27 protein-coding genes are annotated in these 25,429 nt (G+C 31.5%); 24 read left to right on the top strand and 3 right to left on the bottom strand.

Going from position 1 to position 25,429, the window contains the following annotated elements:
• Positions 1 to 13 precede the first annotated feature (13 nt).
• The 22 genes from purF (at position 14) to JHL18_RS24365 (ending at position 21,595) form a co-directional block, all read left to right on the top strand.
• Positions 14 to 1,423, top strand: coding sequence for an amidophosphoribosyltransferase (gene purF, locus JHL18_RS24260; RefSeq protein ID WP_200274119.1), 1,410 nt, complete (start codon positions 14 to 16; stop codon positions 1,421 to 1,423).
• 7 nt (positions 1,424 to 1,430) lie between these two features.
• Complete coding sequence (purM, locus tag JHL18_RS24265) at positions 1,431 to 2,432, top strand: phosphoribosylformylglycinamidine cyclo-ligase (protein ID WP_200274120.1); 1,002 nt, start codon at positions 1,431 to 1,433, stop codon at positions 2,430 to 2,432.
• On the top strand, positions 2,420 to 3,031 hold the full coding sequence (purN, locus tag JHL18_RS24270) for a phosphoribosylglycinamide formyltransferase (RefSeq protein WP_200274122.1): 612 nt from the start codon (positions 2,420 to 2,422) through the stop codon (positions 3,029 to 3,031). Before purM ends, purN begins: the two co-directional genes overlap by 13 nt.
• A 24-nt stretch (positions 3,032 to 3,055) precedes the next feature.
• The gene (purH, locus tag JHL18_RS24275; protein ID WP_200274124.1) at positions 3,056 to 4,561 is read left to right on the top strand and encodes a bifunctional phosphoribosylaminoimidazolecarboxamide formyltransferase/IMP cyclohydrolase; all 1,506 of its coding nucleotides are present in this window, start codon (positions 3,056 to 3,058) and stop codon (positions 4,559 to 4,561) included.
• Between the two features lie 20 nt (positions 4,562 to 4,581).
• Positions 4,582 to 5,835, top strand: a complete 1,254-nt coding sequence (gene purD, locus JHL18_RS24280; RefSeq protein WP_200274126.1) for a phosphoribosylamine--glycine ligase — start codon at positions 4,582 to 4,584, stop codon at positions 5,833 to 5,835.
• A 247-nt stretch (positions 5,836 to 6,082) separates the two neighbouring features.
• A complete protein-coding gene (locus JHL18_RS24285) occupies positions 6,083 to 6,856 on the top strand; it encodes a diguanylate cyclase (RefSeq protein WP_200274128.1) in 774 nt (257 codons plus the stop codon).
• A 213-nt stretch (positions 6,857 to 7,069) separates the two neighbouring features.
• Entirely contained in the window at positions 7,070 to 7,633 is a 564-nt protein-coding gene (locus JHL18_RS24290) for a hypothetical protein (RefSeq protein ID WP_200274130.1), read from the top strand.
• Between the two features lie 29 nt (positions 7,634 to 7,662).
• The gene (locus tag JHL18_RS24295; protein ID WP_200274132.1) at positions 7,663 to 7,968 is read left to right on the top strand and encodes a hypothetical protein; all 306 of its coding nucleotides are present in this window, start codon (positions 7,663 to 7,665) and stop codon (positions 7,966 to 7,968) included.
• 42 nt (positions 7,969 to 8,010) lie between these two features.
• Positions 8,011 to 8,679, top strand: a complete 669-nt coding sequence (locus JHL18_RS24300) for a Type 1 glutamine amidotransferase-like domain-containing protein (RefSeq protein ID WP_200274135.1) — start codon at positions 8,011 to 8,013, stop codon at positions 8,677 to 8,679.
• Between the two features lie 23 nt (positions 8,680 to 8,702).
• On the top strand, positions 8,703 to 9,203 hold the full coding sequence (locus JHL18_RS24305) for a flavin reductase family protein (protein ID WP_200274137.1): 501 nt from the start codon (positions 8,703 to 8,705) through the stop codon (positions 9,201 to 9,203).
• 431 nt (positions 9,204 to 9,634) lie between these two features.
• Positions 9,635 to 10,903, top strand: a complete 1,269-nt coding sequence (locus tag JHL18_RS24310; protein WP_338025504.1) for a replication-associated recombination protein A — start codon at positions 9,635 to 9,637, stop codon at positions 10,901 to 10,903.
• Positions 10,904 to 11,174: 271 nt separating this feature from the next.
• Entirely contained in the window at positions 11,175 to 11,621 is a 447-nt protein-coding gene (locus tag JHL18_RS24315; protein WP_200274139.1) for an RrF2 family transcriptional regulator, read from the top strand.
• A 19-nt stretch (positions 11,622 to 11,640) separates the two neighbouring features.
• On the top strand, positions 11,641 to 12,825 hold the full coding sequence (gene nifS / locus JHL18_RS24320; protein ID WP_200274141.1) for a cysteine desulfurase NifS: 1,185 nt from the start codon (positions 11,641 to 11,643) through the stop codon (positions 12,823 to 12,825).
• A 2-nt stretch (positions 12,826 to 12,827) separates the two neighbouring features.
• Positions 12,828 to 13,256 carry a Fe-S cluster assembly scaffold protein NifU gene (gene nifU, locus JHL18_RS24325; RefSeq protein WP_183276773.1) on the top strand — a complete coding sequence of 143 codons (429 nt, stop codon included), beginning with the start codon at positions 12,828 to 12,830 and terminating at the stop codon, positions 13,254 to 13,256.
• 7 nt (positions 13,257 to 13,263) lie between these two features.
• Positions 13,264 to 14,340: a tRNA 2-thiouridine(34) synthase MnmA gene (gene mnmA / locus JHL18_RS24330; protein WP_200274143.1), complete on the top strand. Its 1,077-nt coding sequence runs from the start codon at positions 13,264 to 13,266 to the stop codon at positions 14,338 to 14,340.
• Between the two features lie 264 nt (positions 14,341 to 14,604).
• Positions 14,605 to 15,285 (top strand): response regulator transcription factor, encoded by a 681-nt coding sequence (locus JHL18_RS24335; RefSeq protein ID WP_200274145.1) that lies wholly within the window; start codon positions 14,605 to 14,607, stop codon positions 15,283 to 15,285.
• Entirely contained in the window at positions 15,282 to 16,820 is a 1,539-nt protein-coding gene (locus JHL18_RS24340) for a sensor histidine kinase (RefSeq protein ID WP_207753106.1), read from the top strand. Before JHL18_RS24335 ends, JHL18_RS24340 begins: the two co-directional genes overlap by 4 nt.
• A gap of 192 nt (positions 16,821 to 17,012) precedes the next feature.
• A complete protein-coding gene (locus JHL18_RS24345; RefSeq protein ID WP_200274147.1) occupies positions 17,013 to 18,413 on the top strand; it encodes an efflux RND transporter periplasmic adaptor subunit in 1,401 nt (466 codons plus the stop codon).
• A 25-nt stretch (positions 18,414 to 18,438) separates the two neighbouring features.
• On the top strand, positions 18,439 to 19,152 hold the full coding sequence (locus tag JHL18_RS24350) for an ABC transporter ATP-binding protein (RefSeq protein WP_207753107.1): 714 nt from the start codon (positions 18,439 to 18,441) through the stop codon (positions 19,150 to 19,152).
• A complete protein-coding gene (locus tag JHL18_RS24355) occupies positions 19,149 to 20,345 on the top strand; it encodes an ABC transporter permease (protein WP_200274149.1) in 1,197 nt (398 codons plus the stop codon). Before JHL18_RS24350 ends, JHL18_RS24355 begins: the two co-directional genes overlap by 4 nt.
• A 288-nt stretch (positions 20,346 to 20,633) precedes the next feature.
• A complete protein-coding gene (locus tag JHL18_RS24360; protein ID WP_200274151.1) occupies positions 20,634 to 21,332 on the top strand; it encodes a GPP34 family phosphoprotein in 699 nt (232 codons plus the stop codon).
• Positions 21,333 to 21,334: 2 nt separating this feature from the next.
• Positions 21,335 to 21,595 (top strand): helix-turn-helix domain-containing protein, encoded by a 261-nt coding sequence (locus JHL18_RS24365; protein WP_200274153.1) that lies wholly within the window; start codon positions 21,335 to 21,337, stop codon positions 21,593 to 21,595.
• 71 nt (positions 21,596 to 21,666) lie between these two features.
• On the opposite strand, the gene JHL18_RS24370 is transcribed toward JHL18_RS24365, so the two are convergent.
• Both JHL18_RS24370 and JHL18_RS24375 read right to left on the bottom strand, forming a co-directional pair.
• A complete protein-coding gene (locus JHL18_RS24370; protein ID WP_338025505.1) occupies positions 21,667 to 22,224 on the bottom strand; it encodes a CPBP family intramembrane glutamic endopeptidase in 558 nt (185 codons plus the stop codon).
• Between the two features lie 18 nt (positions 22,225 to 22,242).
• Positions 22,243 to 22,845 (bottom strand): accessory gene regulator B family protein, encoded by a 603-nt coding sequence (locus JHL18_RS24375; protein ID WP_200274157.1) that lies wholly within the window; start codon positions 22,843 to 22,845, stop codon positions 22,243 to 22,245.
• A gap of 176 nt (positions 22,846 to 23,021) precedes the next feature.
• Between JHL18_RS24375 and JHL18_RS24380 the strand changes: the two genes are divergently transcribed.
• Together JHL18_RS24380 and JHL18_RS24385 are read left to right on the top strand one after the other, a co-directional pair.
• A complete protein-coding gene (locus JHL18_RS24380; protein ID WP_243278154.1) occupies positions 23,022 to 23,750 on the top strand; it encodes a LytR/AlgR family response regulator transcription factor in 729 nt (242 codons plus the stop codon).
• Positions 23,743 to 25,077 (top strand): sensor histidine kinase, encoded by a 1,335-nt coding sequence (locus JHL18_RS24385; RefSeq protein ID WP_200274161.1) that lies wholly within the window; start codon positions 23,743 to 23,745, stop codon positions 25,075 to 25,077. The genes JHL18_RS24380 and JHL18_RS24385 overlap by 8 nt, the downstream gene beginning before the upstream one ends.
• On the opposite strand, the gene JHL18_RS24390 is transcribed toward JHL18_RS24385, so the two are convergent.
• The gene (locus tag JHL18_RS24390; protein WP_200274163.1) at positions 25,074 to 25,217 is read right to left on the bottom strand and encodes a cyclic lactone autoinducer peptide; all 144 of its coding nucleotides are present in this window, start codon (positions 25,215 to 25,217) and stop codon (positions 25,074 to 25,076) included. The two genes, JHL18_RS24385 and JHL18_RS24390, sit on opposite strands and share 4 nt — an antisense overlap.
• Positions 25,218 to 25,429: the final 212 nt, after the last annotated feature.

Genomic DNA, 25,429 nt, shown 5'->3' on the forward strand with positions numbered 1-25,429 from the left:
AAGGAATCTGATTATGAGAATAGAGCCAATAGAAGATAAGTTTAAAGAAGAATGTGGAGTATTTGGAGTATTTTCCAAGAATGACTTAGATGTAGCAAGAATCACATACTATGGACTTTATGCATTACAACACAGAGGACAAGAGAGTGCGGGTATTGCAGTTTCTGATGGTGAAAATTTAAAGTATCATAAAGACTTAGGTCTTATAACTGAAGCTTTTAAAGAAAGGCACCTAGAGGAACTAAAGGGACATATAGCAATTGGACACGTTAGATATTCAACTACAGGATCTACTAATGTGGAAAATGCACAACCACTTTTAAGCTCATACAAGCTTGGCTCTATTGCCATAGCACATAACGGAAATCTGGTTAATGCAGATGTGCTTAGAGAACTTCTAGAAGATTCTGGTCATGTATTTCATACGTCAATAGACTCAGAAGTAATTATAAGCTTAATAGCTAGAGGAGCGAAAAGAGGAATAGAAAGAGCAATAGCAGATGCAGTTCAAACCATAAAAGGTTCTTTTGCTTTAGTTATGATGACTAAGGATAAGCTGATAGGTGTTAGAGATTCTAATGGAATAAGACCTTTATGTATTGGAAGAATTGGTGACAGCTATATATTAGCCTCTGAGAGCTGTGCTTTAGATACTGTTGGAGCTGAATTTGTAAGGGATGTGGAACCAGCAGAAATTGTAATAATAGATGAACACGGTATTGAAAGTGTAAAATATTCAGAACAAACTCAGTGCGAAACTTGTGTGTTTGAGTATATCTATTTTGCAAGACCAGACAGCACAATAGACGGCATAAATGTGCATCAATCAAGAATTAAAGTAGGAGAAATGTTATTCAAAGAATCTCAGGTTGACGCTGATATTGTAATAGGTGTTCCTGATTCTGGAATCTCCGCTGCAATTGGATATTCGAGGGCTTCGGGTATTCCTTATGAAACAGGTTTTGTGAAGAATAAGTATGTTGGAAGAACCTTTATAACACCAAATCAAGAGATGAGAGAGAGAGCAGTATCAGTAAAACTTAATCCATTAAAAGTAAATGTAGAAGGTAAAAGAGTAATTCTTATTGATGATTCAATAGTTAGAGGAACAACTTCAAGACATCTTGTTGAAGCTCTTAGAAAAGCAGGAGCTACAGAAGTTCACTTTAGAGTTGCATCACCAGTAGTAAAATTTCCATGCTACTTTGGAATAGATATATCTTATAGAAAAGAATTAATTGGTTCAGATAGAACAGTTGAAGAAATAAATGAGGTAATTGGTGCAGATTCCCTATCTTATATCTCTTTAGAAGGTTTATTAAGGTGTTTTGGAGAAAAGAAGGGGTATTGTTTAGGCTGCTTTAATGGAGTTTATCCAGTATCAACCCCAATAGAAACAGCAAAAGATCATCTTGAAAGGTAGTGAAGAAATGTTAACATACAAACAAGCGGGAGTAGATATCGAAGAAGGATATAAATCCGTTAAACTTATAAAAGAGTATGCAAGCAGAACTTTATCAAAATATGTCTTAAATGGACTTGGAAGCTTTGCTGGAATGGTAGAACTTCCAGAAGGTTATAAAAAACCTGTACTAGTTTCAGGAACAGATGGAGTTGGTACAAAACTTGATATAGCTTTTAAGACAAAGAAGTATGATACTGTAGGAATAGACTGCGTTGCTATGTGTGTAAATGATATATTATGTCATGGTGCAAAGCCACTATTTTTCCTAGATTATATAGCTTGCGGTAAACTTGAGGCAGAAGTAGCTTCAGATTTAGTAAAAGGTGTATCTGAAGGATGTCTTCAAGGTGATTGTTCCCTAGTTGGTGGTGAAACAGCAGAAATGCCTGGCTTCTATAAAGAAGGCGAATATGATGTAGCAGGATTTGCAGTAGGAATTGTAGATAAAGATAAGATAATAAACGGAAGTACCATAGAAGAAGGAAATGTTTTAATAGGATTAGCTTCTTCAGGAATACATTCTAATGGATTTTCTTTAGTAAGAAAAATATTTACTGATTTAAATGAAGAGTTTGATGGAAGACCAGTATGGGAAACTTTAATTGAACCTACTAAGATATATGTAAAACCAGTGATGAAGGTCTTAGAAAGTTATGATATAAAAGGAATGGCACACATAACTGGCGGAGGCTTTATAGAAAATGTTCCAAGAATGTTTGGAGATAGAGAACTTACTGCTGTAATTAATAAGAATAGCTATCCTCTTCCAAATATTTTTCAGGAAATAATAAAAAGAGGCGTTGAAAAGGAACATATGTACAATACGTTCAACATGGGAATAGGCTTTATACTAGCAGTAGATAAAAAAGATAAAGATGCTGTGATTGAGCTTTTAACATCTCAAGGTGAAAGCGCTTATGAGATAGGATATGTTAAGAACGGAGGTACAGGAATTTGTTTAGAATAGCAGTGTTAGTTTCAGGTGGAGGAAGTAATCTTGGTTCTATAATTGATAGTATTGAGGCAGGATACTTAAACTGCTCCATTGAGGCTGTTATCTCTGATAAAAAAGATGCCTTCGCTTTAACAAGGGCAAAGGAAAAAAATATCTCTGCATATGTAGTAGATAAGAGGGAATTTGGATCTGAATCTTCAAATAGGATATTAGAGCTTTTAAGAGATAAGGTAGATTTAGTTGTGCTTGCAGGATACTTATCCATTTTAAGCGGAGATTTGCTGAGATACTTTAAAGACAGGATAATAAATATCCATCCTTCTCTTATTCCAGCATTTTCAGGAGCTGGAATGTATGGGATAAAAGTTCACCAGGCTGCTATTAAAAAAGGAGTTAGATTTTCAGGCTGTACAGTACATTTTGTAAATGAAGAGGTTGATGGGGGAGAGATACTTCTTCAAGAGGTGGTTGAAGTTCATGAAGAGGATGAACCAAAAACACTTCAAGAAAGAATTCTTGTAAAAGAGCATGAGATTTTACCTAAAGCTATAAAACTTATAAGTGAAGGAAAAGTTATAATAAAAGATGGAAAAACTTTTATTACTGAATAGGTTTAATTCTAAGGAGGTTTTTTAATGATAAAAAGAGCTTTGTTAAGCGTATATGATAAAACTGGCATACTTGATTTTGCTAAGTTTCTTGTAAAGAACGATGTAGAGATAATATCTTCTGGAGGTACTTACAAATATCTTTTAGAAAATGGTGTATCTGTCAAGGAAATAGCTGAGATTACAAAAGCACCTGAGATGCTTGATGGAAGAGTTAAGACTCTTCATCCAGTGATTCATGGAGGAATTTTAGCTATAAGAGACAACGAAGAACATATGAACACTATAAAAGAAAGAGGAATAGATACTATAGATTTAGTAGTTGTTAACTTGTATCCTTTCTTTGAAAAGGTAAAAGAAGATTTAAGCTTTGAAGAAAAGGTTGAATTTATAGATATCGGTGGTCCTACAATGCTTAGAGCAGCAGCAAAGAACTTTAAAGATGTTGTAGTGATAAGCAATATAGAAGATTACAGCAAGGTTCAAGAAGAAATTGAGCAAAGTGAAGATGTAAGTTTAAAAACAAGGAAAGTACTAGCTGGTAAAGTATTTAATCTTATGAGCGCTTATGATGGAGCTATTAGTAACTTTTTACTTGAAGGAGAAGAAGAGTATCCAGAATATCTTTCGATTTCTTACAAGAAGAAACAAGAACTAAGATATGGTGAAAATCCTCATCAAAGTGCTGCTTACTACTCAAACAATGAAATAGATGGGGCTATGAATACCTTTGAAGTACTTAATGGAAAAGAGCTTTCTTATAACAACTTAAAGGATCTTGATATAGCTTGGAAGGTTGTAAATGAATTTGATGAAATAGTTACTTGTGGGTTAAAGCATAATACACCTTGTGGAGTAGCTATTGGAGAAACTGTTTATGATAGTTATATGAAAGCCTATGAGTGTGATCCTACTTCGATCTTTGGTGGTATAGTTGCAGTAAACAGAAAGTTAGACAAAGCTACAGCAGAAGAGATGAGTAAGATATTCTTAGAAGTAGTAGCAGCACCAGAATTTGATGAAGAGGCTTTAGAAGTTTTAAGAAAAAAGAAAAACTTAAGAGTGATCAAGGTAAATTCCTCTCCAAAGGCTAAGAATTATATGGTTACAGTAGATGGCGGAATATTAGTACAAGAAGAAGATAAGAAGCTTATAGAGGAATTAAAAGTAGTTACTGAAAACACCCCATCCGAAACAGAAATGAAGGATATGATTTTTGGTATGAAGGTAGTAAAGTATGTTAAATCAAATGCAATTGTTGTAATAAATGATGGAAAAGCAGTGGGAATAGGTGGAGGTCAAGTTAATAGAATATGGCCTACAATAGATGCTTTAAAGAGGGGAACAGGAGCTACAGTTCTTGCGTCAGATGCTTTCTTCCCATTTGGTGATGTAGTAGAAGAAGCTTCAAAATACGATATAAAGGCAATTATTCAACCAGGTGGATCTGTTAGAGATCAAGAATCCATAGATCAGTGCAACAAACATGGTATAAGCATGGTGTTCACTGGAATAAGACATTTCAAACACTAAGATAGATGGAGTGATTATTGATGAAGCTTTTACTAATTGGAGGCGGTGGCAGAGAACATGCAATAGCTTGGAAGCTAGCCAAAAGCCCAAAGGTTGAAAAAATATATGTAGCGCCTGGTAATGGCGGAACAGCACTAGAGGATAAATGTGAGAATATAGGGTTAGAAACTTACGAACAAATGGTTAAGTTTGTAAAGGAAAACAACATCGATTTGACTGTGGTAGGTCCGGAAGAACCATTAACAAAGGGTATAGTGGATTTATTCAAGAAGGAAGACTTAAAGATATTTGGACCAGAGCAAAAAGCTGCTATGCTTGAAGGTAGCAAAAGTTTTTCCAAGGATTTTATGAGAAAATACAATATAAAAACTGCAGCTTATGAAGTTTTTTATGATAGTGAGAAAGCTATTGAGTACTTAAAAAATGCTCAGTATCCTATAGTGATAAAAGCAGATGGATTAGCTGCAGGAAAAGGCGTAAGCATATGTGAAGACTTTAAACAAGCAGAAGATACAATAAAAGACTTTATGGTACAAGATAAGTTTAAAGGTGCAGGCAAAAAGATAGTTATCGAAGAATTTTTACAAGGTGTTGAAGCTTCAATATTATCAATAACTGATGGGAAGACTATAATTCCTTTTATATCTGCAAAAGATCATAAACAGATCTTTGACGGAGGGGTAGGTCCTAATACTGGTGGTATGGGAGTGATAGCGCCTAATCCTTATGTTACTGATGCGATTTTCCAGGACTTTGAGAAAAATATAATGGAGCCAACGCTTGTTGGAATAAGAGAAGAAGGCTTTGATTATAAAGGAATAATATTTTTTGGTGTAATGATTACCGAAAAAGGATGTTATCTGCTTGAATATAATGTAAGAATGGGAGATCCTGAAACTCAATCAGTACTTTCTTTAATGGATAGTGATCTTCTAGAGCTTATAGAAGCTTCACTTGAAGAAAGATTAAGTGCTGCTGAGGTAAAATGGAAAAAAGGTGCCTGCTGTAATGTAGTTTTAGCTTCAAAAGGATATCCAGAAGCCTTTGAAAAAGGCTTCAAGATAGACATTAATCCTGCTGTAAAAGAAAATGTATTCATTGCTGGTGGAATTATTAAAGATGACGTTTTAGTAACTTCAGGAGGAAGAGTACTTTCGGTAGTTGGAGTAGGAGATACTATTGAAGCAGCTAGAGAAAAAGCATACTCTAATATAGATTCAGTAACTTTTGAAGGCAGATATTTTAGAAAAGATATAGGGTTAATATCTGAGTAAAAATTCAGTGTGTTAAAGCACCGTGTTGAAATTAAAATCTGAATTTTATTACAAAGGGATACATCTTAATAGACGAAGAACTGTCAAAGTTAAAGATTATTATTTGGCAGTTCTTTTTTACTGTATAGGAAATTATAAAATATTTTGTTTATATATTTAATGAATAATAAATTAGAAACTCCAATATATTTGTAAAGATTAGTAATGTTGAATTGGAGAATTTAATTTATTGGGGGAATATATAACGGTGGAAGATTTAAAAGAAGATTTATTAATTAGTAGAAACAAGGAAAAGTATGTTAGAAATATTCAAAAGTTAATAGTTTTCATACTATCAGTTATAGCTATAATATCTTTAGGAATAATTTATAAATACATAGTTACAAATAATCCTCTTCTAGGAATAAAAACACTAATCTTTTTTATTATTGTAATGGCTGCTGATATTTTTGTTTTATATAAGTTTATTCATAATGAAGTTCAACAAATCAACATGAAATTAGCTAAACTTGAAGAAGAAAATCTTAGATTAAAAGAAGAAGTTTTAGTGGACAAACTTACTGGAGCCTTTAATAGAAGAAAACTTCAGGAAATAGCTGATATAGAGCTTGAAAGATCTAAGAGATATAGTATCCCAATATCGATTATAATCTTTGATATTGACGATTTTAAAAAGATTAATGATAAGCATGGACATAGTAGAGGAGATATAGTTTTAAAAAATATCACAAAGGTTATAACCTCTAAACTAAGAAAAACTGACTTTTTTATACGTTGGGGTGGAGAAGAGTTTGTGATACTAGCCCCAGAAACCAATATTCAAGGCGCTTTAATATTAGGAGAAAAGATAAGAAAATTAGTTTCAGAAAATATATATGTTGCACTTGAAAGAGTAACTGTAAGTGTTGGAGTGGCAGAATACAAAAAGGAACTAACATATAAAGAATTTTTTGATAATGCGGACAAGGCACTTTATATAGCAAAGAATAGTGGAAAAAACAATGTTAAATTTGTAGATTAAAATATATTTTTAAAGTATATACATTAAGAGGATTTTTATTTGTTTTGTAGAAATATTAACTATGAAAAAGTATCATTATTTAGTTTGATAAGGAAGTTTTCTGTTTTAGATATATTGTTTAAGATAAGTTTTCTATTCTGCTATGATTATAGTGAGCTTTGTAAAGATTTTATATGATTTTCGTTAAGTCATAGTTTCAAGGAGAGGTTTATAATGAGGAGGAATTTCGAACAAAAACTGAATTATAGTCAAATAAAGGATGTAGACTTTAGAGTTTCTTGCATAAATACAGAGGAGTTTAATGGTTATGTACACTTAGCATCAATTCATAAAGTCAGTGAGGCCATTTTTAGAAGTGTAGATGACAAAAGGATAAAAATAATGGATAATGAATATAAGTGGCTTCAAATTACTCCATTAAATGCTAATTATAATCTCATTACTATACTTGATGATGAAGATCAAATACTTCAGTGGGAATTTCATATAATAGAAAATAATGAAGCTGATGGTAAAATGAGTTTGATGTTTGAAGATCTTATATTAAGCTTACTAGTTCTTCCTAATGGCATTAAAAAGATACTTGGTGAGGAAGAAATTAAGAAAGCTCTATATAATAATGATATTAATCTGTGTCAGTATGATAAAGCTTATAGGGAGATAAAAATATTAGATCAAATTGTATCTATAGAGAAATTAATAACCTTAAGTAGAGGCATGCTAAATAATATTTTAGGAGATTGCAAACCTAAAAATAAGCTTAGATGTGAAGCCTAAAGTAGAGATACAATATCTTGGAGGTGTCCATGTTTAATAATTCTTTTTTCAAAGATACTAATGGAAAAGATAATTATAGAGATGAAAATAATTACACCTATATAAAGAAAGCAACTTTTAAAATACTAAAGGTCAATTCTATATATGATAGTGAAGAAGATCAATATATGACATTAGCTACTTGTATGAACGAAAAATACGAAATTGAGACAGTTAATATAGAAGGGTTTACTATAGAGTATACTGTTTCAGCACTTGAAGGGGCTTATATTGAAATTGATATTTTTGAAGACGATAATGAAGAGTATTATAAAGGAAGAATCTACAATCAATAACGTAGCAATAAACGAAATTTTGGGGATTAGGGGGTAAACATTATGAAATTATTCTTAATGGGAAAACAAAGCACTGATAAGGAGAACCCTCTAAACAAGGCTCTTATCAGTGAGATAAAAAAAGGAAAAGGTAGAATTGCATATATACCATCTTCTTCTGAGAAAAGTATAGAGTATTACAAGGAGATTTCTGAGTTTTATAAGGAACTTGGATATGGTGACATACTTTATTTTGATCTTGCAGCGCAGTACAATCCTTCATTAATAACAAAGCTTCTAAATTCAGATGTTATATACTTATCAGGGGAGAATACTTATAAATTCTTATTGCTTTTAAGGAAAAGAAAGCTCACAGAGGCGCTAAAAGAGTTTGCAAAGAGAAATGGAATAATTGTTGGAGTAGGCGGGGGCAGCATACTTTTAACTCAAGATATTTCTCTATCTTCATTAATTTATGAAAATTCTTACGAAGCTCTTCAGGCAAGGGGATTCTCGTTAACTAAGTTTGAGGTTTTACCGCATTGGCAGGAAAATAAGGTATTACTGCCAAAGCTTATAGATTATACAATAAATACTGATAAAAATATCTTCGCGTTTAATGATGGATATGGAGTATCTCTACTCGGGGATAAAGTTGAATTTTATGGAGATATAATAAATATAAAGAATGGATCTGTTTCAGTGTATAAGGGTAACTACAAGGTGTTTTAATAGCATAAGGAGGAGGACAAAAGATGTCAGTTGATTTTATAACAAACCTTGAAAAAGGAATGGAAAAATTACATAAAAGAGGAGCTTTTCTTACTGTAAAATCAGGAGAAAAGGTTAATACAATGACTATAAGCTGGGGAAGCATAGGATTCATTTGGGGAAAACCTGCTTTAACAGCTTTAATTAGAAAATCAAGATTTACTCATGAACTAATAGAAAAGGCAGATAGTTTTACTATAAGCATACCTTATGGAGATGAAATGAAAGTAGCCCTTGGAATATGCGGAACTAAATCAGGAAGAGATATAGACAAAGTAGCTGAAGCTGGAATTAAGTTTGTACCTTCAAATGATGTTGAAAGTCCTGTAGTTGATGGCTGCAATATGTACTATGAATGTAAGATTGTTTACAAACAGGATATGGATGAAAGTCTTGTGAGTCCAGAAGTGAAAGAAAGATCATACGCAAAAGGCGACTATCATACCATGTATTATGGAGAAATAGTTTCTTGCTACGAAAAATAGAATTAAAAGAATGTATGGATAACTTATCACAGTGGTTTTGTGGTAAGTTATTTTGTTTTTTTAAGGGCTAACATATATGTGCTAAATTTGTATTTGAAATTACAACTGAAAAAGTCATATAATTGAAGGGCAAGTATTTCACTACACTTGGACAATTCACCATCAAAGAGTCAGCTCATTTTAAAAATATAACAATTTAAGAACTTAAAAATTTATAAACATAAAAGTTTTATAATAAAAAAACATAACAGTTTAAGAATAAAAGAATTTTAAAATTTAAAATCTTAAAAATATAAGAATATAAAAATTTAAGAAGTTCAGAATTTAAGAAGTTAAAAAGTTAAGAATTTATAGGAAAAATGCGGGTTTAAAAGATGACAGAGTCATTTATTTGATTTTTATAAACAGATATTAATTAGGATGTGAGTATTGTGTATAGACCCTTAGCGGATAAGATAAGACCAGCAACATTAGAAGAGGTAGTTGGTCAACAACATATTTTAGGAAAAGGCAAGATACTGAATAGAATAGTAGAAGGTGGAACCATATCAAATATGATTTTTTACGGGCCACCAGGAGTAGGCAAGACCACTGTTGCAAATATAATAGCGGCAAAAGCAAAGAAGAAGTTTTATAAGTTAAACGCAACAAATGCTTCTATAAAAGATATACAACAAATAATAGAAGGACTTGATAGTTTCGATGGGCTCAATGGCGTAGTTCTTTATTTAGATGAGATTCAAAACTTCAACAAGAAGCAGCAGCAATCTTTACTTGAATTTATAGAAGACGGTAGGATAACTCTAATTTCAAGTACTACAGAGAACCCATACCACTACATATTTAAAGCGATAATAAGTAGATCCACTGTGTTTGAGTTTAAGCCAATGCAGGACAGAGACGTTATAAAAGCCTTAGTTAGAGCTGTAGATATATTAAAGGAAGATCATAAGAATACTACCATAGAGATTGATGATAAAGCATTAAATTATTTTGCGGCATCATCAAACGGGGATGTAAGAAAAGCTATAAATGGTTTAGAGGTAGCAATAAATTCAACAAATCCAAGTAGTGAAGGTGTTATATTAATAGATGAAGAAGTAGCTAGAGATTGTACTCAAAGTAAGGTGTTTAATTATGATATGTCAGGAGATAGCCACTATGATATCTTAAGCGCCTTCCAAAAATCTATTAGAGGTAGTGATGCAGATGCTGCAGTTCATTATCTAGCAAGGCTCGTTAAAGCTGGCGATATTCAATCAATCTGTAGAAGACTTATGGTAATTGCATCCGAAGATATTGGTCTTGCATATCCAAATGCTGCAATGATAGTTAAGGCTTGTGTTGATTCAGCTAATATGTTAGGTTTTCCAGAAGCTCGTATTCCACTGGCACAAGCGACATTAGTTCTTGCAACAGCACCAAAGTCAAACTCAGTGGTATGCGCTATTGATGCTGCACTCCAGGATATAGAACAGGTGAACATTGGTGATATACCAGTTCATCTAAAGGATGCTCATTATAATGGGGCAAAGGCCTTAGGTAGAGGAATAGAATATAAGTATCCACATAACTATGAAAATAATTATATTAAGCAGCAGTACCTGCCAGATAACTTAAAAAGCAGAAATTATTATGTACCAGGAAAGAATAAGAATGAGAAGGTTATATTTGATTATTGGAAGAAGGTAAAGGAATAGCTAAATATATCAGAATAAATATAGTTAAATAGGATAACTTAGGAAGGTTAATAAATTTGATAATTTATGTTTAAAGGATTGATAGAATTATCAATCCTTTAAACATTTATAGATAAATCAATAAAAAAGTATACTTAGTATTGATTAGTAAGCACTGATTGCTAAAAGTAAAGGAAAAATGTTCTTTTTTAATTGTTGACAGTTTAAGTCGGATTTGCTATTATATGAAATGGAAAGTTTAGTGTTTTACTCAACATTAAGGGGTGATAGTATGAAGTTGTCAACCAAAGGACGTTATGGAGTAAAGGCTATGGTTGAATTAGCCATTAATTATGGAGAATCACCCGTATCCATTAAGACCATTTCAGAAAGACAAAGCATTTCCGAATATTATTTAGAGCAGCTTTTTAGTCCTTTGCGAAAGGCGAAGCTTATCAAGAGTATTAGAGGAGCTCAAGGTGGCTACGTTTTGAACAAAGAACCTAAAGATATAACTGTTGCAGATATTATGAATGTATTGGAAGGCCCTATAGAAATCGCGGAATGCGTAGATGGAACAGCTTGTGACAACATAGATTGTTGTGCTACAACGTTGTTATGGAAAAAAATAAAAAATAGTATTGATGACGTAATGGAATCAGTGACTTTACAAGATATAGTTAATGATTACAATGGCATAAAAGCCAGACAAAGCAGCATCAAAATAGCTGAAAAATAGCTGATAGGAGTGAAGGTTAATGAATAAAGTTGTGTATATGGACTATGCAGCTACTACTTATGTTAAACCAGAAGTTTTAGAAGAGATGATGCCTTATTTTACTGAAAAGTTTGGCAATCCTTCATCATTCTATAGTATATCAAGGGATACCAAGATGGCTATAGATCTAGGTAGAGATAGAGTAGCTAAAGCCCTAGGTTGTGAATCAAGTGAAGTTTACTTTACTGGTGGTGGCTCAGAAGCAGATAACTGGGCGCTAAAAGGTATTGCTTTTGCCCATAAGAAAAAAGGAAACCACATAATAACTACAAAGATAGAGCATCATGCTGTACTTCATGCTTGTGAATATCTTGAAAAGCATGGTTTTGAAGTTACATATTTAGATGTAGATAGTGAAGGTTTCATAAACTTAGAAGATTTAAAGAATGCAATAACTGATAAAACTATATTAGTTTCTATCATGTTTGCAAACAATGAGATAGGTACAATTCAACCAATAAAAGAGATTGGACAGATTTGTAAGGAAAGAAAAGTATTATTCCATACTGATGCTGTTCAGGCTGTTGGTAATGTTCATATAAATGTTAAGGAATTAAATATTGATTTATTATCCCTAGCTGGTCATAAGATATATGGTCCTAAGGGAATAGGTGCTCTTTATATAAGAAAAGGTGTTAGAATAGATAATCTTGTTCACGGTGGTGGTCAAGAAAGAGCAAGAAGAGCAGGAACAGAGAATGTACCTGCAATAGTTGGTCTTGGAAAAGCAATTGAACTTGCAACTTCAAGTATTGATGAACATGCTGAGAGACTTGAAAAATTAAGAGATAAGTTAATAGATGGATTATTAAAGGTTCCATATTCAAGACTTAACGGACCAAGAGGAAAGAACAGATTAGCAGGTAATGCTAATATTATATTTGAATTCATAGAAGGTGAATCAATACTATTGATGTTAGACTTTGAAGGAGTTTGCGCATCTTCAGGAAGTGCTTGTACTTCAGGATCACTTGATCCTTCACATGTGCTTTTAGCAATAGGATGTAAGCATGAAATTGCTCATGGTTCACTAAGACTATCTTTAGGAGACGGAACTACTGAAGAAGACGTAGACTATGTAATAAATGCAGTACCACCAATTATACAAAGATTAAGAGATATGTCACCATTATGGGAAGACCATCTAAAGAAGGGAGCTAAATAATTATGATGTACAGTGAAAAGGTAATGGACCATTTTAGAAATCCAAGAAATGTAGGGGAAATAGTTGATGCAAACGGCGTAGGAGAAGTTGGAAACGCTAAGTGTGGAGACATAATGAAGATATATTTAAAGGTAGAAGATAATGTAATTAGCGATGTTAAGTTTAAAACTTATGGATGTGGTTCAGCTATAGCATCATCAAGCATGGCTACAGAATTAATCATGGGAAAAACACTTGAAGAAGCTTGGACATTAACAAACAAAGCTGTTGCAGAAGCTCTTGATGGACTTCCACCAGTAAAGATGCACTGTTCAGTATTAGCTGAAGAAGCTATACATAAGGCAATTAATGACTACAGAATAAGTCAAGGATTAGAAGCATGGGATTATGAAGAACATGACGATATCCACGACCAAGTTCATGGAGAATAATTAATATATGAAGAAAAAAGTAGTTGTAGGTATGAGCGGCGGAGTTGATAGCTCCGTTGCTGCTTATCTTTTAAAGGAACAAGGCTATGATGTTATAGGTGTTACTATGCAGATATGGCAAGAGGATAAGGAGTTTGAAGAAAGAGAAGGCGGATGCTGTTCCCTTTCTGCTATTGATGATGCTAGAAGAGTGGCTGATAGAATAGGCATACCTTTTTATGTACTCAACTTTAGAGATTCCTTCAAAGAAAAAGTAATTGATTACTTTGTAGATGAATACATAGAAGGAAAAACTCCTAACCCTTGTATAGCTTGCAACAAATACCTAAAGTTTGATGAACTTTTAATGAAAGCTAGAGCTATAGGTGCAGAATATGTTGCAACTGGTCATTATGCAACTGTAACTAATGAAAATGGAAGATATGTTCTTAGAAGATCAGAAGATGATAGAAAAGATCAGACTTATGCATTATACAATTTAACTCAAGAACAGCTTGCTCACACTTTGATGCCTTGTGGTGAATACACAAAGGATAGAATAAGAGAAATAGCTAAAGAAATAGGTCTTGCTGTCCATAACAAAAAAGACAGTGAGGAAATATGTTTTATACCTGATAATGACCATGGAAGCTACATAAAGCTTGCAAAACCTGAAAAGGTTAAGCAAGGTAACTTTGTAGATAAAAATGGGAATATATTAGGCAAACATAAAGGTATAGTATACTACACTATTGGTCAAAGAAAAGGTTTAGGTTTAGCTCTTGGAAGACCAGTATTTGTAACAGATATAAATCCTTTGAGAAATGAAGTTGTAATAGGGCCAGAAGAAGATATCTTCAAAACTGACCTTATAGCAAAAGACTTAAACTTTATAACTCTTGACAAGCTTAATAAAGAGATAAAGGTAAAAGCAAAGATAAGATATTCTGCAAAAGCTTCAGATGCTACTATTAGACCGTTAGAAGATGGTAGAGTTGTAGTGTCCTTCAAAGAAAAGCAAAGAGCGATAACTAAGGGACAGTCCGTAGTTTTCTACGATGAAGACTTAGTTGTTGGTGGCGGAATAATAGAGAAAATAATTTAAAGCTACTTATAGGACTTCTTTAGAGAAATCCTACAAGTAGTTTTTTTCTTATATTAAATTTATGAGTGAAAACATAAATATATTGCTTTAAAGGTCAAAATAATAGAGTATAAAACTATTACTTTAAAGAACATTGTTTAAAAATAGTTTTTACCTATCACATAAAGTTCACATAATTTATCTAAAATGTTTCTAAGGTTGTATGATAAAATAAATACATAAAATAACTAAACTATGAAAGATAAATAATTTGAGGTGAGATTAATGGATAAGACATTGTATCTAGTAGAAGATGAAAAGAGTTTAAATCTTTTACTAGAAAAATATTTGAAAAGAGAAGGCTACTCTGTTACTACCTTTTCGGATGGATTATCTGCTATGGAAAGAATAAAAGATAAACCAGATGTATGGATATTAGACATAATGCTTCCAGATATTGATGGTTATGAGCTGATAAAATGCATAAAAGCTAATGATAAAACTACTCCCGTTATATTTATGTCTGCAAGAAATGAAGAACTAGACAGAGTTGTTGGTCTAGAGATGGGAAGTGATGACTACCTATCAAAGCCTTTTCTTCCAAGGGAATTAGTTATAAGAACGAATAGATTGATAGAAAGAGTATATGGAAAAGAAATTGCAGAAACTCAAGATGTAATATTAAAAATTGGTGAATATAAGATAAGTAAAAGGCAAAGAACTGTATTTTTAGAAGAGGAAGAAATTCAACTTACTAATAAAGAGTTTGAGTTATTGGTGTACTTAGTTGAAAATAAAAATGCTCTTTTATCAAGAGATCAAATCCTTGATCATGTATGGGGAGACGATTATTTCGGATCGGATAGAGTTGTAGATGATACTATCAGAAGACTTAGAAGAAAAGTTTTGAGCTTAAACATAGAAACAATATATGGATGTGGTTATAAATTGGTATATAAATCATGAAAAATTTAAAATTTAAATTAAACATATTTAACAAATTTAAGTTTAAATCCTTAACAATGAGAATATGGACCACCTTTACGGCATTTATTTTAATAATAATCTTTAGTATTTCTTTAGTATATATTTTTGCATATAGAAGGACTAGAGAAAATGCTATAATGGGTGATTTAAAGACTGTACATCAGATCGTACTAGAAAGAGAAGAGAATAGCATAAATCAAGATAGATTCGGTGAGTTTGGGAACTTAAAAGGGAGCAGGTATTTTACAGTTAAGGCTGATGAAAGTTGGAAGGTTTTACTTGATTCTAGCGGAAATCCTGTAATAAAAAGTGAGTCTAATAATAAAAAAGAAATCCAAGAACCACAATTAGGGCCTAATCAAAATATAGAGATGCCTCCGGTAAATAAAAATGATAGGGGCGCAGGGCAAGGAATACCTAACTTCTCCATGGGAGATAAGGGCTTTGGATATAATGAGAAGGATGCGAAGAAATGGATGGTAAATCTAATTTCTGGTGAAAAGGTTTATGAAAAACAAATTAAAGAGACCTACAATGGAAGAAAGTTCTTTATAATTATTAGCTCTAAAGAGACAACTGGCGGAGAAAAACAATATTTAGTCTCATATGTTCCTAGTATGCAAGATAATTCTCTACTATATACAGTGTTAGGTATAGGATTAACGTTCATAGTGATAGGTTTTTTTACTGCTAAACTTATCGCTAATTACTTATCTAAACCGCTTAAGCAACTCGAAGAGTATACAAAAAGAATAGCTCATAAGGATTGGACAGATCCGATTGAAGTTAAGACGGTTGATGAAATAGGAAGACTTGTAAGTTCCATGAATACGATGCAGACAGAACTTCAAAAGATAGATAGAGAGGAAAAACTTTTCCTTCAAAGTATATCACATGATTTAAAAACTCCTGTAATGGTTATAATGAGTCATGCTGACGCCATAATGGACGGAGTATATATAGATTCTATAGAGAAAACTGCTGAGATAATAAGAGATGAAGCCATAAGTCTTGAAAAGAAGATAAAACAAATGCTTTATCTAAATACCCTAGATTATGTAATGAGTAACACAAATGAAGATACAGAAATAAATCTTCATAAATTAATGCATCATATTATAAATAGGTTTGAAGTTATAAAAAGTGAAATAGACTGGAACTTAGATCTTGAGGAACTTGTGATAAATGGAAATGTGGAAAAAATACAAGTTGCTATAGAAAATATTCTAGATAATGGACTTAGATATGCTAAAGAGCAGATATCCGTAGGTTTAAAAAAGCAAGGGAACTTTGCAATTTTAGACATATATAATGATGGACCAATTATAGATCAAATTCATATGAATCGTATCTTCGACAATCTTTATAAGGATAAAACAGGAAACTTTGGACTTGGGCTAGCAATTAGTAAGAAAATAATTAATTTCTATGGTGGAGAAATATCTGCTATAAACAGAGATAAAGGAGTTAGCTTTATAATTAAATTCCCATTAGCTAACGAAGATTATGTGTAAAAAAACAGCCTATATATACTGTGAAATACAGTTATAGGCTGTTTTTTTATATATCACACAATTTTCACATAATTCCTTGATAATACCTCGGCAATTTGCATCTATAATTCAAATATGAAGATTTAGGAAGTTAATAATTTAAAGTGTAATTAAGGGATTGATATTGTTAATCATATTTATAGGAGGATTAAGATGAAAAGTAAAGTAATCAAAGGAATAGTTGCAGGAATAGTTATTATAGCTCTAGGTGTGGGAGGATATTTTGCATATAAGACATTCTTTGCTAAGAAAACCGTAGCTTCAGCTGTACAATATTATACTGTTTCTGCTAGAAAAATGAATCTTAATGTTACAGTACAAGGTACTGGTACTGCCTATGCAGCAGTAACTAAACAAGTCACTGCAAACAATACTGGAACAATAAAAGATTTAAATGTGAAAGTAGGAGACACTGTAACTGCAGGACAGAAGTTGTTTGTATCTGATAGTGATGCTTTAAGAAAGGCAGTAACTACAGCACAAAATAACTTAGCAAAGCAAAATCTTACTTTATCAAGTGATCAAAGTGCTGAGAAAGTTGATGCTAATAGAGTAGCTATGGATAAATTGAATGTTTCAGATGCTCAAACTCAACTAAATGAAGCATATACAAACCTTAATAATATGACAGTAAAAGCTCCTATAGGAGGGGTTATTACAGCCGTTAATGCTTCAAATGGCGATAGCAGTCAATCATCAGGTTCTGGCTCAAATTCAAGCTCTAGTTCAGCTTCATCTAGTTCATCCGGTGGAGTATTAACAATAGTTGATATGAATTCAATTAAGATTAAGCTGTCAGTTGATGAACTTGACATCGAAAAAGTAAAAGCTGGACAAACAGCACAGGTTAAGTTTGATGCAATAAAAGACAAGACATTTGAGGGAACGGTTGAAACAGTTGCAGCTGTAGGAACTACTTCAAATAATGTTACGACTTATGATGTTGTTGTTGGAATAAAAGATCCAGCAGGAATTAAGCTTGGAATGAACGGAAATGTAACTATATCAGTAGAAAGCAAGCAGGATGCCTTAGTAATACCGGCAGAAGCTTTAGTGGATAACAATGGACAAAAGTTTGTAAGAGTGGAAAGTGCTAGTACTACAACTAGTGCCCAAAGTAGCAGTAACAATAGTACAAGCGATTCAAACCAACAAGCACAAACAAATAATACACAAAATACAAATGGCAATAAAACTGCGAGTAACGGAAAGAACTCAAATGGTGGATATGGTCAAAGAAATTCACAAGGATACGGAAATGGAAGTAATGCAGCAAGAGGAATGGCAACTACTGCAAGCAGTGGAAGATTAATAGCAGTTAAGACAGGAATGGAAACAGAGAATTATGTTGAGATTACTGAAGGAGTTACTGAAGGAGAAAAGGTTCTAGTTCAATTACCACAAACAACAACTACAACAAATAGTAACAGAAGCGGTCAAAACTCAGCCTTTGGAGGGAACATGGGTGGCTTTGGCGGCGGTATGCAAGGTGGCTTCGGCGGAGGTCAAGGAGGTCAAAGAAGTAATAGTGGCAGCACTGGTGGTAAAAACTAGTATAAATAAGTGAGGTATTCAGTATATGGAAGAGAATTTAAATAAAGAGATAATTAAAATGACAGGGATTGAAAAAGTATATAAAATGGGCAGTAATACCTTCAAAGCTCTAAGTAATGTAAATTTGACTATTTCAAAGGGAGAATACGTAGCTATAGTAGGACCATCTGGTGCGGGAAAGTCTACTCTTATGAATTTAATAGGATGTTTAGATCAACCTACCTCTGGAGAATACATTTTAGATGGACTAGATACCAAATGCAATGATAATAAGCTGGCAGAAATAAGAAACAAGAAAATCGGCTTTATCTTTCAAAATTATAATCTTCTTCCTAAGTTAAATATATATGAAAATGTTGAATTGCCACTATTATATTTAGGATATCCCAACGGAAAGACTAAAGAAAAAGTAAAAGAAGCCATTGAGAAGGTTGGGCTTACAAGTCATTTAAAACATAAGCCTTCTGAGCTTTCTGGAGGACAGATGCAAAGAGTTGCAATTGCTAGAGCATTGGTTACAGAACCGCAAATGATTTTGGCAGATGAGCCTACTGGAGCTCTTGATAGTAAGACTGGAAAAGAAGTGCTTAAGATGTTAACAGACCTTAATAATGAAGGCAATACAATCGTAATGATTACTCATGATATGGATATTGCAGCGAACGCAAAGAGAATCATAACTGTTAGGGATGGAATGATAACCTCTGATACGCTCAATGATAGTGAGGTGAGAGCATGAAACTAACAAAACTTATAAAGATTGCTTTAACTTCAGTTTGGCAAAATAAGATTAGATCCTTCCTTACAATGCTTGGGATAATAATAGGTATCTCATCAGTTATTATACTGGTTGGAATGGGACAAGGAACTCAAAAGCAAGTAAGTGACCAAATAGAAAAGCTAGGTACTAACCTTATAACTGTAAGTATAACAGGTAATAGAACACCTACAATCACAACTGAAGAGTTAGCAGAACTTAAAACAAAGCCTGGAATTAAAGAAATTGCACCTCAAATAACAAGCAGTGTTAATGTAAAAAATGGAGATGTATCAAGTACAACCACTTTAGAAGGATCTACTCCAAATTATACAGAGATAAGAAAGCTTTCAATTAGTGCAGGTAGATTTATACAGCAAAGAGATATTGACAATAGATATAATGTTCTTGTAATCGGAAGTGAAACTGCTCAAACTTTATTTAGTACTACAAATGTTGTAGGTAAAACAATGTATGTAAATGGCATTGAGTTTACTATAGTAGGACTTCTTCAATCTGAAGGAACTTCAGCAACTGGTTCAAGTGATGATAGGATAATAGTTCCACTAACAACTGGTGAAAGACTATTAAAGAGTGCAAATCCAAAGACTTTCTATATAGAAGCAGAGAGTAAGGAAAAAGTAGATACTGCTATGTCATATTTGCAACTATTCTTAAACAAGAAATATAAGTTGAATAGTGCAACAAGTAATTCTAATACAACTAGAAGTTATTATAGAATCATGAATCAAACAAGTATACTAGATACTGCAAATGCAACAAATAAGAGTCTAACTACAATGCTTGCTGGAATAGCAGCAATATCCCTTGTAGTTGGTGGTATTGGTATCATGAACATAATGCTTGTTTCAGTAATTGAAAGAACTAGAGAAATAGGTACTAGAAAAGCTATTGGAGCAAAAAGAAGGACAATACTTCTTCAGTTCCTTATCGAAGCAGCAAGTGTAAGCGGATTTGGTGGAATACTTGGGGTACTTGTAGGATATTTAGGTGGGTATATTGCAGAAAAATTCTTCTCAACTACAGTGTTGATTTCTAATAATATTGTACTTGCAGCATTTGTTTTTTCATTAGCGGTAGGTATAATATTCGGAATTTACCCAGCAAGTAAGGCATCAAAGCTAAATCCAATTGAAGCTTTAAGATTTGAATAGTAAATAATATATACAGTAAGTTAAGAGTTCTTTTACAATTAATAGGTTGTGAAGGGGCTCTTTCTTTTTTATGAAATTTTAGATTCTGCAACAATCAATATTACTTTCTCTATCGCCACAAGATGGAGATGTTAATGTACTTATATAAAATAGTTATAGGGTGTTAAAAATGCTTAGATAGAGTTAAAATTTTAAAACGTATAGTTGATTTATATAGAAAAGAAGAATATAATAAGTAGTAAGTAGTAAGTAACAATAAAGTTGAAAATTTGTGGAGGTGTGTCGAATATGAAGGTTAAACATTTAGAGTTGTCAATAGCAGAGGAGTTTGCAGTTTTATCTTTGCTTGGAAAAGATCTAGCTAAATCAAAAAAAGTCAAGATTGGAAATAGTAAAATATATTCAATAGCAGCAATATTTATTGAACTGTTTTTAGAAGATAAGGTAATCCTTAATGAAAATAAGCAAGTTGTTATTAAAGATTCTAACCCTACTGGAATAGAGTATAAAGATACTATGCTACAGATATTGAGTTCAAAAAAAGTAATAGATTTTAAGAGTTGGATGCAGTATTTTTATTCTCATTCTAAAATACGCAATAGTATATACGACTCTATTATAAAAAGTATTGAAGAAAAAAAGGATATTCAGAGCTTGAGTGATACTTCGGCAATGGGAAAAGCAAAAAAGCAATATGTGGATATCTACAATACTGGAGATTTAATTATTCAAAGGATAAGAGCAGAATTATTAGAAGAGGGCGCTATAGATGAAAAAACAATGTATCTTTCTTTAATTTTAGACAGCAACAAACTGTTAATGTCCTATTTCTCTGAATATGAATATAAAGCTATAAAAAACAAGATGAATCAATTATATGAAAATAAGGCCACTGAAAAGTTTAAAATAATCAAGAAATCTATTTCAGATATTGAAGTATTTTCTTTTGTAACGCTAGTTGTTGATATCCTAACAGGCCTAGTATAAAGATGTCTAGACCAAGAAGTATAGATAAAATACAAAATTCTGAATTAGTAACAATTAGTGAACTAGTTCAGCTTTCTGGTATGAGGTATAGCACATTAAAATATTATACGGAAGAAGGCTTAATACCTTTTGAACAGGTGGATAATAGACTAGTTAGAAGGTACCCTAGAATAGATTCTCTTAAACGGTTAGATGAAATTAATAAATTGAAAATCAGTGGATTAACTATAGAAGAAATAAAGAAAATACTATTAAAAAATTGATGAAAATAAGATCTGCACTAAAATTTATAAAGATTTGAGTGCAGATCTTTTATATTTATTAGCATATTAAATCATCGAAATCCTAACCAAGTAGTTAGATTGAAGAAGGAGTGACATACTATTGTAATCCATAAGGAATCAAATTCATTAAAAATGTAGCCGTATAGCAAGCTAACTATATAGATAGATATAGAGGAATGTATTAGATTTATGTTATTAGATATCCATAAAGGATAATGCATAATTACAAAAAGAAAACTGGTTATAAGATTCGCTATAAAAAAACCAGTCTTTGATTTAAGTTTCTGAAGTAAAAAACCTCTAAAAGGAATTTCTTCTAATATACCTACAAATAAAAAGCTTATCCATAATACCCCAATGTTAAAATTAGGTGTTTTCCACCCGGTGATGAGATTTTTTATAAGTAATAGTAATATATAGATTGATGAAAGTAAAAGTCCAATGAGTACTCCTTTTGCAGGACTATTGCTAAGCTTTAAAAAAGATGTTGGACTAACTTTATCCTTGAATTTTAAGCGACAGTATATTGGTATAATAAAAAATAGAAAGTAATACAAAAAACTAAGTATTAAGTAGCCAATGTTATACATTAATTTTCCGCCTTTCATTTAAATAAAACAATTAACTTAACAACTATAATTTTTATAATTGTTATATTGTTTTTTGAAGATTCGATACATTATAGGTGTTGTAAGTAGTGCGGCTTCAAAAATTGATAAAATAATTATGCTGGAGTATATATTATTTATATAATATATTGAAATTAGTCCAAGAATAGTAGCTGATATAATTGAGAAGAGCTTGAGCTTACGTCGCAATTTTTTGCTTAGCAAGGGTCTGTCTTCAGTATCAGCAGGTGAATATAACACTAATAGTACTAAGCTTAAAATAATTATAATTACTTTTGAAATGTGAACTAAGTTGAGAGTACTGCTGAGGTATATGTTTCCAAAAAATAAAATAATATTGGTAATATTACACTTAAAATTAGAATCAGCATGTAGGCCGCAACTAAAAATTCTCAAAGCTCCAAAACTTATTAAGGCAACTGCTATATAATTAGTAACTTTGAAAATAAAAGAAATAATTAGAATTAGTGAGAGTTTTATAAAGTTTATAATAATAACTTGGATTCCATACTCTACTTTTTTCAAATTTATATCTGGTATATCAATGTTATTTTTTATAAATTGTGTACAAGCAATACTTAGCTTTTCTGCTACATCCATATAAACAACCTCCATATACAACAATTGCGTTATAGTTACAATTATAACATATATTTACAAAGGAGTCATGCTTACCCCTTTTGAAAATATAATAACAGAAAATTGAAAAAAAATAAACATAATGTTATTATATTACAAGTGAGTGTTATAATTGTAAATTGAAGGGGGAAATGGTGATGGATATTATGATTTGTGAAGATAATGACGTGCAAAGACTTCAACTTGAGGAAGCTATCATGAAAGAAGCTGAAAAATTAAGGCTTAATATTAATTTAGCTGTTAGTACTTGCAATCCTAAAGAGATACTTGAAAAGATAATGCTACACAAAGATAAAGATTATGTGTATTTTTTAGATGTAGAGCTTGAAGATAAAATAAATGGGATAGAGTTGGCTAGACTAATAAGAAGACATGATCCAAAAGGGTATATAATATTTGTAACATCTCATGCAGAATTAACGCTTCTAACCTTCGAATACAAGGTACAAGCTATGGACTATATAATTAAAGGAAATATGGAAAACTTAAAAGTCAAGATTAGAGAATGTCTAAAAGAGATAAGTGATGATCTTAACAGGGTAAAAAGTTATGAAAAAGATTATATTTCCTTAGATATAGGAAACAGAATTATTAATTTAATTCCTGATGATATTATGTTTTTTGAAACCGGAAAAGATCATAGAATAAGATTACACACTAAAGATGAGATTATAGATTTTTACAGCTCACTTAAAGAAATAGAGAAGATAGTGCCTGGTTATTTTTATAAATGTCATAGGTCATATATTGTAAACACAAGAAATATAAAATCATTAGATAAATCTAATTTAGTTATAAATATGAAAAATGGTGATACATGCTATATTTCCAAGCGGTATATGAAGGGGATACTAAAAAATGTATAACTTAGCATATTACTGTATGTATATAATGGTTTTATCTTTAGGTTTTTTAAGCATTTTTCATATTTTGAGTGGGGCTAATATAAATAAGAGTATTATTTTATTTATTATAGGTAATACATCTATAGGTTTAATTTTTGTTATGTATGGAAAGCACTTTTTACTTATGCCTTTTACAACTATAATTCTATTATTTTACTGTTTAAAAAATGTAGGAAAATTAAATTATTCTATATTTCTAGTTATTCTTACTGATCTTGTTTTTGCTCTTAGTGATGCTGTAGTTGGTTTTTGTGCTGCAATATTTTTTAATATAAATTTTAATATTATACCAAAAGTGTCTTTAGAATATTTAATTATAGCATTAATAATAGTAATCCTATCCTGTGTAATAAGTGCTATATTAAGAAGGATTTTCGCTATATCATATATATACGATGATGGAATTGTAAAAAAACTGAGAAACAATGTTCCTATATTACTTTATATAGGATTTGTTTTATGTAATATATATATAGATGTATTTGCATATAAATATTTTGTTAGGAATATAGACAACTTTGTAATAACTCTTAACGCTTGTAGCACAGCAATTAACTTTATTGTAGTAATTATAGTACTATATTTTTATCGTAAAGATATTATGAATAAGCTTCAATGCGAATTTAAAGATTTAGAATTGCAACGATTATCGGAATATACTAATATGATTGAAAAAATGACCGCTGATTTGAAAAAGTTTAAACATGATTACAATAATATAATGACTATATTATCAAGTTATATAGAAAGGGAAGATATTAACGGATTAAAATACTTTTACGAAAACGAATTAGAGTTAGAAAATAAAAAAATGATGAAAATGGATAGTAACCTATATTTGCTTAAAAATATTCAGATGAGCTCTTTAAAAGGGCTATTGTCTTCTAAAATCATTAATGCTACCTCAAAAAAAATTAAAGTTGTAGTAGAAATCTTAGATCCTATAGAAAAGTTACATATGGCTGAGATTGATATCTGTAGGATTATAGGTATACTTTTGGATAATGCAATAGAAGCAGCAGAGCTATGTGATGACAAGTTTATTAACTTAACAGTAGTTAAACAAGAAAAAAACACAACATTTATAATCCGTAATTCTTGCTCTGAAGACACCCCTTCTGTATATATGATATATAGAGATAACTTCTCAACAAAAGGAAATGGTAGAGGACTTGGGTTGAATATAGTTAGGACGATAATTGAAGAAAAGTATGCAAATGTGTTTTTGCATACTAAAGTCAAAGATTTAATATTTCAACAGGAATTGGTAATTAGGAACACAAACTAATCTCTTTTGTATAAAGATTCGGGCATCTTAGGTTCCTTAGCCAGCAAAAACAGGCACATTGAGGAAGCAGTTTCTGCAAGAACCATAGATAATGCACAAATAGTAAGAGCTAACCCTTTTTTAAAATTAAGTTTTTTCATAGTATACCTCCTATGTAAAGTTTTTCTGTAATTGTTTTTATTATAGCATTAAAGAAATATATTTTGGAACTAATTTCCTAAAAGCTTAAATATTTTTCCTAAAAGGCTAGATTGATTATATTAACTATTTAAGGTGTAAATTGCATTAATTATGAAAATGAATAGTATTATGAAGTCTATTATTAAAGATGAACAAAGCTAAAACTATACAT

The sequence above is a fragment of the Clostridium yunnanense genome, assembly GCF_016595795.1.
GTDB lineage: Bacteria > Bacillota > Clostridia > Clostridiales > Clostridiaceae > Clostridium_AR > Clostridium_AR yunnanense.